Below are 13,578 nucleotides of genomic sequence, written 5' to 3'. Positions count from 1 at the left end.
GGCCAGAGCGCTGTCCAGTGCCAGGCGGCTGTCCAGCACCCGGCTGGCGTCACTGTGCGCATCGCGCAGGCCGAACACGGTGGTGGGTTCGTCGATATCGCCCAGCAGCTCGCCGAACATGGCTTGGTCGGCCTGGGCATCGGCGCCCAGGCGCGCCTGGGCCACGTAGTTGCGGTAAGGCACGCTGGCGTGCGACAGGGCCTGGCCTTGCAGCACCGCGGTGATCTCGGCCACCAGTTGCTCGACAGCCGCATGGTCGAGAATGATGTGGTGAATCAGCAGGGTCGCCTCCACGCGACCTTTGCCTGGGCTTGGCACCAGGCGGATCAAGGGGGCCTGGTTCAGGTCGAGGGTGGTGGTGCCAGCCTGGCCGGCCACTGCAGGCGTGCTGCGCCAGACGACCTGCACGGGTTCGTCCAGGCCCTGCCAGTGGATGCTGGTGCGCAGGATATCGTGGCGGGCAATGACCTGATCCAACGCCGCGGCGAAGGCATCGAGTTCGGCCTGCCCCGGGAACGCAAAGCGCGCTTGCAGCACATAGGGGTCGGCGCCCTCGCTGGCGAGGTGGTGGTAGAGGATACCTTGTTGCAGCGGGGCCAGGCCGTAGATGTCCTGGACATTGGCCACGCCCCCTGGGATCTGCCCGACCAGCGTATCGATGGCCGCCTGGGACAGCTCGGCGAGCGGCAGCATGTCCGGGGTTATGCGGGTGCCATCTATCGGGATGCGGTTGGCCGGCACGCTCACGCCGGTTTCACCGCCGATGGCGGCGGCCAACGCAGCCAGGGTCGGCTGGCCGAACAGCACGCGGATATCGGCATGCAGGCCTTGCTGACGCAGGCGCGAGGTGAGGCTGACTGCCAGCAGCGAATGGCCGCCCAGTTCGAAGAAGTTGTCGTGGCGCCCTACCCGTTCCACGCCCAGCAGTTCGGCCCAGATCGCAGCCAGCAGGGTTTCGGTGTCGCCTTCGGGGGCTTGGTACTCGCGGCTTTGCAGGGCTTCGGCGTCTGGCAGCGGCAAGGCCTTGCGGTCGAGTTTGCCGTTGGGGCTCAGCGGCAGCGCCGGCAGGTGCATGAACAACGCCGGCACCATGAACGCCGGCAAGTGGGCCAGTAGTGCACTGCGCAGGCTTTCCACGGCCTGCTCCTCACCGGTGTAGTACGCCACCAGACGCTGGTCGCGGGCGATGACGACCGCTTCCTTCACGCCCTCGATGGCGGTCAGGCCGGCCTGGATTTCACCCAGCTCGATGCGCAGGCCATGGATCTTCACCTGATCATCGTTGCGGCCCAGGTACTCGATATTACCATCGCTCAGGTGCCGCGCCAGGTCGCCGGTGCGGTACAGGCGTGCGCCGGGGCGAGTGCTGAACGGGTCGTCGATGAAGCGTTCGGCGGTCAGTTCGGCGCGGTTGAGGTAGCCACGGGCGACTTGCACGCCGCCGATGAACAGCTCGCCAGCGACGCCTTGCGGTACCGGCTGGCCCAGCGTATCGAGCACGTACAGCGTGGTGTTGGCGATGGGCTTGCCGATTGGGGTGTTGTCCGGCGCCGTCATGCAATGCCAGGCGCTGACGTCCACCGCCGCTTCTGTCGGGCCATACAGGTTATGCAGTTCGACCGTTGGCAACTGCGCGTGGAAGCGCCGTACCAGGCTGCCCGGCAGGGCTTCACCGCTGCACAGCACGCGCTTGAGGGCATCTGCCGAAGCGTCGCCATGAGCAAGGAACACATCCAGCATCGATGGCACGAAGTGCAAGGTGGTGACGCCTTCGCTGCGGATCACCTGACGCAGGTACTCAGGGTCGCGATGGCCACCGGGGCGAGCCATGACCAGGCGTGCGCCGGTTTGCAGCGGCCAGAGGAACTCCCACACCGACACGTCGAAGCTGAATGGGGTCTTTTGCAAGACCACATCGTCTGCGCCGAGGTTGTAGGCGTCCTGCATCCACAGCAAGCGGTTAACTACACCGGCGTGCTCGTTCATCACACCCTTCGGCAAGCCGGTGGAGCCAGAGGTGTAGATCACGTAGGCCAGATGACGCGGGGTCAGTGCGGCGAGTACCGGGTTGCTGGAAGGCTGCGCATTCCAGGTTGGCTGGTCCAGATCAATAAGCTGGGCCGCCTCCGGTACGTGGCGCGTAGCGCTGTGCACCAGCACCGCCACTGGCGCGCTGTCGCTCAGCATGTGGCGCACGCGTTCGGTCGGGTAATCCGGGTCCACCGGCACATAGGCGCCGCCCGCCTTGAGGATGGCCAACAGGCCAACCACCATCGACAGCCCACGTTCGACGCAGATCGCCACCCGATCATCAGGCTTCACGCCCAACGCGATCAAGTGATGCGCCAGGCGGTTGGCCTGTTCATTCAACTCGCGGTAGCTGAGCGTGCCTTCCTCGGCCCGCACTGCAACCGCATCTGGCGTGCGCACCACCTGCGCCTCGATCAGCCCGTGCAAGGTCTGCTCAAGGTCGTAAGCCACCGCGGTGTCATTGAAGTCCACCAACACCCGCTGGCGTTCCTCTGGCGCCAGCACCGGCAAGCGCTGCAATTGCAACTGTGGCGTCTGTTCCAGAGCCTCGACCATCGCCTCCAGCACTTGGTTCATCTGCCCGCAAATACGAGCCGCACCCACTTCGGCCGGGGTCGTGGCAACCAGGCGGAAGCCTTCGCCCAGGTCATCCACGTTCAGGCTCAGCGGGTAGTTGGTACGTTCCTGGCCTTCCAACACCTCGATGCCTTGCCATGCCTGACGCTGCTCGGCGCTGGTTTCAGCGCCATGGCGGTAGTTGAGCATGGCGCTGAACAGTGGCAATGGCGCAGCCACACCGCTGCAACGCTGGGCCAACGCCAAGGACGCGTGCTCGTGGGCCAGCAGTGCGCTGAGGCGCTGGTGCACGGCCTGCGCGCCCTCGCGCACGCTCACCTCGTTAAGGTCGACGCGCAGCGGCAGGGTATTGATGAACATGCCCAGCGCCCGCTCGGCGCCTTCGCCACCTTGTAAACGGCCAAGCAGCACGGTACCGAACACCACGCAGTCCTTGCCACTGGCAGCCGCCAGCAGGCGTGCCCATGCCAGGTGGAACAGACTGGCGACACTGATGCCAAGCTGCCGCGCCTGGCGCCGCAGCCCTGCGGCCAGCTCGGCCGACAGCGCCAGCTTGGCCTCGTGCATGTCGCGGCCATCGCCTTGCACATCGCTGAGGTCGAACGGCAAGGTCGGCTCATCGATATCGGCAAGTTGTTCGCGGAAGAACCGCTCATGCTCGGCCGGGCTGATGCCCAGGCGCGCCTGGGCCACATAGTTGCGATACGGCACCGGGGTGGCCACCGGCGGCGTGCCGTGCAGGAAGCCGATCAGCTCTTCGCCGACCACCTCCAGGGCCGTGTGGTCGAGGACGATGTGGTGGAACTGCAAGGTGGCTTCGATCTGCTCGGTGCCAGGCACTTGACGATGCAGCAGACGGATCAGCGGCGCCTGGCTCAGGTCCAGGCCGCTCGCGCCTGCATCGAGGTGCAACAGCTGCAGTGGCGCATGGCGCCAGACCACCTGCACGGCTTGTGGCAGGCCATCCCAGAGCACGGCGGTACGCAGCACATCATGGCGGGCGATGACCTGGTCCAGCGCGCTGGCGAAGGCTTGCAAGCGCTCCAGGCTGGCAAAGCGCAGCCGTGAATACAGCACGTAAGGATCGTGCTCGGCGCTCAGGTGATGGTAGAGAATGCCTTCCTGCAGGGGCGCCAGGGGGTAGATATCCTGCACATTGGCGGCACCGCCCGGCACGCTCGCGACGATGCGGTCGAGCGCCGTTTGGTCGAGTTCGATCAGGCTGAGCAGGTCTGGGGTGATACGCGGGCAGTCGGCAGGGATACGGTTTGCAGGCACCACTACTTGCTGATTACGCCCCAGTGTCGCGGCCAAGGCCGCAACCGTTGGTTGACCGAACAGGGTGCGCACATCGACTTGCAGGCCCTCCAGCCGCAGCCGTGCAGTCAGGCTGACCGCCAGCAGCGAATGGCCACCGAGTTCGAAGAAGTTGTCGTGCCGGCCTACCTGCTGCACGCCGAGCAGTTCGGCCCACAATCGAGCCAGCAGGGTTTCGGTTTCACCGAGCGGGGCCTCGTACAGGCGCTCATGCAATGCACCGTCCGGGGCAGGCAGCGCGTTGCGGTCGAGTTTGCCATTCGGCGTCAAAGGCAGGTGGTCGAGGTGGATGTACTGCGCCGGCAGCATGTATTCCGGTAGATGCATCAGCAACGCTTTGCGCAGGCCGTCTGCCGCCTGCGGCTCACCGGTGAGGTAGGCCACCAGGCGCGCGCCACTGACTGGGGCATCGAAGGCCAGCACCACTGCCTCGCGTACGCCGGGAATACGCACCAGGCAGGCTTCGATCTCACCCGGTTCGATGCGCAGGCCGCGAATCTTCACCTGGTGATCGTTGCGGCCTAGGAAGACCAGGTTACCGTCCTGGCACTGGCGCACCAAGTCACCGCTGCGGTACAGGCGCTCGCCGTCGACGAAGGGGCTGGCAATGAAACGCTCGGCCTGTTGCGCTGGCAAGCCCAGGTAACCACGGGCCACGCCGGCGCCACCGATGTGCAGGTGGCCGACCACGCCCCAGGGCACCGGTTGGTCGTAGGGGTCGAGTACATACAGGCGGGTATTGTCGATGGCGGTGCCAATCGGCAATGCCCCTTGCGGCAGCTCGGCGCCCGGCTCCAGCGTCCAGGCACTGCAATCGACGGTGGTCTCGGTCGGCCCATAAACGTTATGCAGGCGCACACCCGGCAGGCGCTGACGCACCTGGGCGGCCAGGGCTTCGGTCAACTCGCCGCCACCGCAGACGATATCGCTGAGGCGGGTGCAGCGGCTGCTGGCGGGAGTTTCGAGGAACTGCTGCAGCAACGCCGGCACGAATTGCACCACGCTGACCTGCTGCGCCTCGATCAGTTGCGCGAGGTACTGCGGGTCGCGCTGGCCGTCCGGGCGTGCCAGCACCAGGCGCAGGCCGCTGCACAGTGGCCAGAACAGCTCCCACACCGAGGCATCGAAGCTGACCGGGGTTTTGTGCAGCACCGCGCCGTCACCCGCCGGCTGGCAAAGGCGCTGGCTCCAGCGCACCAGGTTGACCACGTTGCGGTGCTCGACCATGACCCCTTTGGGCAGGCCCGTGGAGCCGGAGGTATAGATCACATAAGCCAGATGCCGAGCGTTCAGCGCAGGCACGCGTGGGTTGCTGATCGGTTGGGCGTGCCAGCAAGGCTGGTCGAGGTCGACCAGGGGCGCTTGGGCGCCGTGCGCGGCCTCGCGGGTAGCGTTGTGCACCAGCACCGCCAGCGGCGCACTGTCCACCAGCATGTGGCGAATGCGTTCGGCCGGGTAACCCGGGTCGACCGGCACATAGGCACCGCCCGCCTTGAGGATGGCCAGCAAGCCGACCACCATCGACAAACCACGCTCGACGCAGATCGCCACACGGTCATCGGGTTTTACCCCTAGGCCGATCAGGTGATGGGCCAGGCGATTGGCCTGCTCGTCGAGCTGGCGATAGCTCAGTTCGCCCTCCTCGGCGGCCAGGGCAATGGCATTCGGCGTGCGCCTCACCTGCGCCTCGAGCAGCGCGTGCAACGGTTGCTCCGCAGCGTCGGGCCGCTGCGTGGCGTTGGCCAGCAGTTGCTGGCGTTCATTCGGTGTCAATACTGGCAGCTGCTGCACTAGCGTGTGGGGCGCATGCTCAAGGGCATCCAGCAAACCGACCAACACCTGCAACAGTTGCTCGCAGACGCGCTGCGCGCCGACCTGGGCGCTGACCTGGGCGGTCAGGCGCAGGCCGTCGCCCAGGTCGTCGACGTTGACACTCAGCGGGTAGTTGCCGTGCCCGCCGCTGGGCAGGGCCTCGATGCCTTCCAGGGCTTCGCGCTGCGCTTGCTGTTCGGGCTGGCTGGCGCCGTGGCGGTAGTTGAGCATGGCACTGAACAAAGGTGTCGGCGCGGCCACACCGCTGCAGCGCTGGGCCAGGGCCAGCGAGGCATGCTCGTGCACCAGCAGCGCACTCAGCCGCTGATGGGCCAGGCGCACACCGGCTTGCACACCCAGCCCCTGCAGGTCCAAGCGCAGCGGCAGGGTATTGATGAACATGCCCAGGCCGCGGTCGGCCCCCGCACCGCCTTGCAGGCGGCCGAGCAGCACGGTGCCGAATACCACGCGGTCCTGGCCACTGGTGGCGGCCACCAGCCGCGCCCAGGCCAGGTGCAGCACGCTGGCGGCGCTTACGCCCAGCTGCTGCGCCTGGCGGCGCAGGCGCCGGTATTGCTCGCTGTGCAGCTGCACGGTGGCCAGTTCGAAGGCACTGGCCTGGCCCTGCAGGTCGAGCAGGCCATAGGGCAAGGTCGGCGCGTCGATGTCGGCCAGTTCGGCGCGGAAGAACGCTTCGTGTTCGGCCTCGCTGATGGCCAGGCGGGCCTGGGCCACATAGTTGCGGTAGGGCACGGCCGGCTGGCTGGGCTGTTGCCCGCGCAGGTGATCGCGGATCTCCGCAAGCACCACTTTCATGGCCGTATGGTCAAGGGCGATGTGGTGGAATTGCAGGGTGGCCTCGATGCGTTCCGCGCCCGGCTGCGGGTTCGCCAGCAGGCGCATCAATGGGGCCTGGCTGAGGTCAATTCGGCCGGCCTGTTCGGCGCACTCAACCAGCACCGACCCTGGCACGCTGCGCCAGACCACCTGGGCTGGCTGCGCCAGGCCGTCCCACAGCACGGCGGTGCGCAGGATATCGTGGCGGGCGATGACCTGGTCCAGGGCAGCGGCGAACGCTTGCAGGCGGGCCTGGCTGTCGAATGCCACGCGCCATTGCAGCAGGTACGGGTCTTGGTCGGCGGCGCTCAGGTGATGGTAGAGAATGCCTTCTTGCAGCGGTGCCAGCGGGTAGATGTCCTGCACGTTGGCGGCGCCACCCGGCACCGTGGCGACAATGCGCTCGATGGCGGCGGCGTCCAGGGCCAGCAACGGCAGCATGGCCGGGGTGATGTGGGTGCAGCCCTCTGCAATGCAGTAGTCCGGCACGCTTACCTGGCGGCCATTGCCCAGTGCGGCCGCCAGTGCGGCCACGGTCGGTTGGCCGAACAGCACCCGCACGTCGGTAGGCAGGCCTTGTTGGCGCAGGCGTTCGATCAGGGCCACTGCCAGCAACGAGTGGCCGCCCAGTTCGAAGAAATTGTCATGCCGCCCTACCCGCTCCACGCCCAGCACCTCGGCCCAGACGCTGGCCATGGCCGCTTCGGTCTCGCCGACGGGCGCCTCGTAACCCCGGCTGACCCAATCGGCGGTATCCGGTTCGGGCAGGGCACGGCGGTCCAGCTTGCCGTGGCTGGTCAGCGGCCACTCCTCCACACGGATAAACGCTTGCGGCAGCATGTGCCCCGGCAAGCTGGCCTGCAGCGCTTGACGCACAGCGTCGATCACCACCGGTGCGGACTCGGTGAACCAGGCCAGCAAGCGCTCGCCCCGCACCAGCACCACGGCATCGGCAATACCCGTCTGTGCGGCCAGGGCGGCTTCGATTTCACCCAACTCCACGCGCATGCCGCGAATCTTCACCTGGTCGTCGTTGCGGCCGAGGTAATCGAGGGTGCCATCGGCGTTCCAGCGCACCAGGTCGCCGCTGCGGTACATGCGCGCGCCAGGCTTGCGGCTGAACGGGTCGGCGAAAAAGCGCTGCTCGGTCAGTTCAGGGCGATTGAAGTACCCCCGCGCCACCTGCGCACCGCCGATGTACAGCTCGCCCACAACGCCCACCGGCACCGCTTGGCGATGCGCGTCGAGCACGTAGACGCGGGTATTGGCGATGGGCTTGCCGATGTGCAACGCAGCGCCGGGCTGCACCTGCCCAGAGGTGGCGACCACCGTGGTCTCGGTCGGTCCGTAGTTGTTGACCAGGGCAAAGCCTGGGTCACGTTCGAACTGACGCAGGCGGTCGCCACCTATCAGCAAGGTGCGCAAGGTCGGGTGCTGGCGTTCGCGGCGCAGCGCCAGCTCGGCCACGGGCGTGGGCAGGAAGCTGACGGTCAGTGGCTGTTCGAGCCACCAGTCAAGCAGCGCTTCGACATGTTCATTGCCGATGTGCGCAGGTGGCAGGTGCAGCGTGGCACCGGCACACAATGCCGGCCAGACCTCCCAGGCCATTGCGTCGAAACCGAAGCCCGCGACGCTTGAAGTACGTGTACCGGTCTCCAGCGCAAAGGCCTGGCAGTGCCAGTGCACCAGGTTGGCCAGGGTATGGTGTTCGATCATCACCCCTTTGGGCTGGCCGGTGGAGCCAGAGGTGTAGACCAGGTAGGCCAACTGGTGAGCATCCAACCCGGGCACGTGCGGATTGCTGTCGAGGGCGTCATCGCTGGCGGCCTGGTCGAGGTTCAGGCGCGGTATGCCAGCAGGCAAGCCGTCGATGGCCGCTTCGCTCAACACCAGGGCGGGCGCGCTGTCGGCCAACAGGTAGGCGATGCGTTCGGCGGGATAGCTTGGGTCCACCGGTACATAGGCGGCCCCGGCCTTGAGCACGGCCAGCAGGCCGATCACCCGCTCGGCGCTACGGCCCAGGCACAACGCCACCCGGTCACCGCAACGCACGCCGCGTGCGATCAGCTGGTGCGCCAGGCGGTTGGCCCGAAGGTTCAGGTCACCATAGCTGAGCGCCATGCCCGGCTGGCTGACTGCCGTGGCATCCGGGGTCGCGGCTGCCCGGGCCTCGACCAGAGCATGCACCGTCAGCCCTTGCGGATAGTGCTGCGTGGTGGCATTGAAGCTGCCCAGCAGTTGCTGGCGAGCTTCATCGTTCAAGATCGATAGGCTGTCGACCGGCGCCTCCTGTCCCTGCTCCAGTGCTTGCAGCAGCTGGGTGACGGCATTGGCCATCCACGTGGCAACCCGCGCCGCACCAATACCCTCGACGGCCAGCACACTGAACGTGAAGCCATCACCCAGGTCGTTGACACTGAGGGTCAGCGGGTAATTGCTGCGCTCCTCGCCCCCGAGCAGGCGCACGCCCTCCCAGATGCCCTCACCGTCACGCGCTGCATCGTCGGCGCTGTGCCGATAGTTGAGCAAGGCGCTGAACAGCGGCGCAGCGGCCGCCACGCCACTGCAGCGCTGGGCCAGGGCCAACGGCGCGTGCTCATGGCCGAGCAAGGCCGACAGGCTACGGTGGGTGGCGCGCACGGCGGCACGCATGGCCAGCGTGGTGTCCACCCGCAGCGGCAGGGTGTTGATGAACATGCCCAGCGCCCGATCGGCGCCCTCACCCCCTTGCAGGCGGCCCATCAGCACGGTACCGAAGACCACGTCATGGCGGTTGGCAAGCACCCCCAGTACCCGCGCCCAGGCCAGGTGCATCAGGCTCGCGGCGCTGACACCCAGTTGCCGGGCCTGGGCGCGCAAACCGAGGGCAACCTCGCCGTCCAGGGCCTGGAAGGCCGTTTCGATACCCCGGCCATCGCCCTGCACGTCGGCGAAGCCCAGCGGCAAGGTCGGCTCATCGACATCGGCGAGCATCTCGCGGAAGAACGCCTCGTGGCCGGCCTGATCACCCAGGCGGGCCTGGGCCACATAGTTGCGGTACGGCACCGCGGCCGGCAGCGTATGCCCCTGGCCAAACAGCAATGCGCGCATTTCGCGGGCGACCACGTCCATGGCCGTGTGGTCGAGGGTGAGGTGGTGGAACAGCAGAATCGCCACCACCTGGTGGTTGGCGGGGTCCAGGCTGTAGTACAGGCGGGTCAGCGGCGCCTGGGTCAGGTCCAGCCGGTGTTGCCGTGCATCGAAACGCGCATGCAACTGCTCGATCCGTGGCCTGCCATCCTCATCAGCCAGGTCATCGATTTCACTGACCACCAGTTCGGCCTTGCGCCAGACCACCTGCAGCGGCTGCGCCAGCCCTTGCCAGAGCACTGCGGTGCGCAGGATGTCATGGCGGTCGATAACCTGTTGCAGGGCACCGGCCCAGGCCAGCAGGCGTTCGACACTGTCAAAGGCCAGGCGGGTCTGCAGCAGGTAGGGGTCGCCCTGCTCGGCGCTCAGGTGATGGTAGAGAATGCCCTCCTGCAGGGGTGCCAGCGGGTAGATTTCCTGCACGTTGGCAGCGCCACCCGGCACGCTGGCGACGATGTCGTCGAGGGTCGCCTGCTCCAGGGTGACCAGGCTCAGCATCTGCGGGGTAATCCGTTCAGCGTGCAGCGGCACCCGGTTGGCGGGCACCGTCACTTCGCGGCCGATAGCCGCTGCGCTGGCCAGCGCGGCCAGGGTCGGCTGGGCGAACAGCACACGCACATCGATGAGCAGGCCAGCCTTGCGCAGGCGCTCGACCAGCGTCACCGCCAGCAGCGAGTGGCCGCCCAGTTCGAAGAAGTTGTCGTGCCGCCCTACCCGTTCCACGCCCAGCACATCGGCCCAGATGGCCGCCATCGTGGCTTCGGTCTCACCTTCAGGCGCCTCGAATGCCTGGCCGAACAACTGCGAGGTAGCCGGGTCGGGCAGTGCGCGGCGGTCCAGCTTGCCGTGGCTGGTCAGCGGCAGCTCAGCCAGGCGCAGCAACGCCAGCGGTACCATGTGCGCCGGCAAGCGGGCCTGAAGGGCCTGGCGCAAAGTTTCGATATCCACCGGGGCGGTCTCGGTGAACCAGGCCAGCAGACGCTCGCCCCGCACCAGCACCACGGCCGTGTCGATGCCGGGCTGCGCTGCGAGGGTGGCTTCGATTTCGCCCAGCTCTACCCGCACGCCGCGAATCTTCACCTGGTCGTCGTTGCGGCCGAGGTAATCGAGGGTGCCATCGGCATTCCAGCGCACCCTATCACCGCTGCGGTACATCCGTGCGTTGGGCTGCGCGCTGAACGGATCGACGAGAAACGCCTGCTCGGTCAACGCTGGGCGGTTGAAGTAGCCACGCGCCACTTGCGCCCCGCCGATGAACAGCTCACCGGTGACGCCGACCGGTACCGGCTGCAGGCCTTCGTCCAGCACATAGACGCGGGTATTGGCGATCGGCCGGCCGATGTGCAGAGGCCCGCCAGGCACCACCTGCCCGGAGGTAGCGACCACGGTGGTTTCGGTCGGCCCGTAGTTGTTGACCAAGGCAAACCCTGGGTCACGCTCGAACTGGCGCAGGCGGTCGCCGCCTACCAGCAAGGTGCGCAGGGTCGGGTGCTGACGTTCGCGGCGCAGGGCCTGCTCGGCCACCGGTGTAGGCAGGAAACTGACCGTCAACGGCTGCGCCAGCCACCAGTCGAGCAGTTCATCGACATGCTCGTTGGCGATGTGCGCAGGCGGCAGGTGCAACGTGGCCCCGGCGCACAGAGCGGGCCAGACTTCCCAGGCCATGGCGTCGAAGCCGAAACCGGCCACGCTGGACGCCTGTGCAGTGGCGTCCAGCGCGAAGGCCTGGCAGTGCCAGTGCACCAGGTTGGCGAGGGTGTGATGCTCGATCATCACACCCTTCGGCTGGCCGGTGGAGCCGGAGGTGTAGACCAGATACGCCAGGTGCTGCGCGTGCAACTCAGGCAACTGAGGGTTGCTGTCGTGCACAGCGATGCTTTGTGCAAGATCCAGGTCGAGGCGCGGCACCCCGGCCGGCAACCCGGTAATAGCAGCCTCGCTCACCACCAGTGCCGGTTCGCTGTCGGCCAGCAGATAGGCAATGCGCTCTGCCGGGTAGGCGGGGTCTACCGGTACATAGGCCGCGCCCGCCTTGAGCACACCCAGCAACGCGACCACGCGCCCGCTGTTGCGCGGCAGGCATAGGGCAACACGGTCGCCCACCTTGACGCCACGCGCGATCAGCTGATGCGCAAGCTGGTTGGCGTGGCGGTTGAGTGCGTCGTAACTCAAAGCCTGGTCACCCTGCAGCAGCGCCACCGCAGCCGGTGCGCGGGCCGCGCGGGCCTCGACCAGGGCGTGGACGGTCTGCCCCTGTGGGTACGCCCCAGCCGTGTGGTTGAACTGTTGCAGCAACTGTTCGCGCTCTGCCAGGGGCAGTGCCTGCAGCCCTTGCATGGGTGCAGTGGGCGCATGTTCCAACGCCTCGACCAGGCTGGCCAGGATCTGCTCGAATTGCGCGCACAAGCGCGCCGCGCCCCATTCGGGCAGGCTCTGTACGGTCAGGCGCAGATCGTCGCCCAAATCATCGACGCTGACGGTCAACGGGTAATCGGTACGTTCCTCGGCGCCGACGATATCGATGCCGTCGGCCACCGGGATGACCTCGGCAGCATCGCCCGCATCGCTGTGGCGGTAATTGAGCAGGGTGTTGAACAGCGGCGCCGGTGCAGCCACGCCGCTGCAGCGCTGGGCCAGGGCCAGGGACGCCTGTTCGTGGCCAAGCAAGGCGCTGAGCCGTCGGTGGGTGGCCAGCAACGCATCACGCACGCCGGTTGCGCCAAGGTCAATACGCAGCGGCAGGCTGTTGATGAACATGCCCAGCGCCTGCTCGCTGCCGTCGCCGGTGGTCATGCGGCCCAGCAGCACACTGCCGAACACCACCTGCTGACGCGCCGAAAGCTGCCCCACCAGCCGGCCGAAGCCCAGGTGCAGCACGCTCGCCGGGCTTACCCCGAGTTGCCGGGCCTGGCTGCGCAGGCGCTGGCTGAGCGCCGGGGCCAGAGTCAGGCGTGCCTGCTCCAGCAGCGCATCGCCTTTGGCTTGCAGGCCGAAGGCCAGTGTCGGCTCATCGATGTGACCCAGCATCTCGCGGAAGAACCCTTCATGGGCCTGCTCATCCAGTGCCTGGCGGGCGGCGGCCAGCACGTTGCGAAACGGCATGGGCGCGGCCAAGTGTTCGGCCTGGCCGGCAAGGTGCGCCTGGATTTCCCGGCGCACGATATCCAGCGCGGTATGGTCCATGACCACATGGTGGAACATCAGCAGTGCCACCCACGTCTCACCTTCGCCCTGCGCGTGCATCAACTGCATCAGCGGCGCCTGGCGCAGGTCGAGGCAGTATTGGCGCGGGTCGAAGCGCGCGCACAACTCGGCCAGCGCCGCGCTACCGGCAACCGGGACGGCTTCGCGAACCAGCGTCGCCTGCTGCCAGACCACTTGCACCGGTTGGTCAAGGTACTCCCAGTGCAGCGCGGTGCGCAGGATGTCATGGCGCTGGATCACCCACTGCAGTGCCTCGGCGAAGGCTTCGAGGTGGGCTTTGCTGGCAAAGCGCAGTTGCACCTGCGACAGGTACGGGTCGCCGTCGCTGGCGGACAGGTGGTGGTACAGCATGCCCTGCTGCAGCGGCGCCAGCGGGTAGATGTCCTGAACGTTGGCGGCGCCGCCGGGCACGCTGGCGACGATGCGGTCGATGGCCTGTTGCTCCAGGGCTACCAGCGGCAACATATCGGGGGTGATGCAAAAGGCCGGGCTCAGCCAGTCGTCATCGCGTTCGGCGAGCATCTCCAGCAACGCCGGCTTGTGCCGCGACAGCGCCTCCCACAAGCTATCGTCCAAGGTGTCGTCATCGCCGAGGACGATCAGGTCCTGGTCTTCACGCTGGAGTCGGATTGCACGGGTGGAAAGAGCAGCCATCAGTTCGCTGAAGTGCAT

Annotated in this window: 1 protein-coding gene (cut by a window edge); it reads right to left on the bottom strand. The window is 67.1% G+C overall.

The window, feature by feature from the left end; all coding sequences use genetic code 11:
* Positions 1-13,578, bottom strand: partial view of a non-ribosomal peptide synthase/polyketide synthase gene (locus tag PC358_RS28265; protein ID WP_033697699.1) — the 5' portion only. 8,745 nt of this gene lie to the left of the window's left edge; 13,578 of the gene's 22,323 nt are visible here — the first part of the coding sequence; it begins with the start codon at positions 13,576-13,578; its stop codon lies off the left edge, out of view.

It is taken from the genome of Pseudomonas capeferrum, assembly GCF_000731675.1.
Lineage (GTDB): Bacteria > Pseudomonadota > Gammaproteobacteria > Pseudomonadales > Pseudomonadaceae > Aquipseudomonas > Aquipseudomonas capeferrum.
Note: the sequence above shows the minus strand (reverse complement) of the source record. Positions and strands in the feature narration are given on the sequence as shown.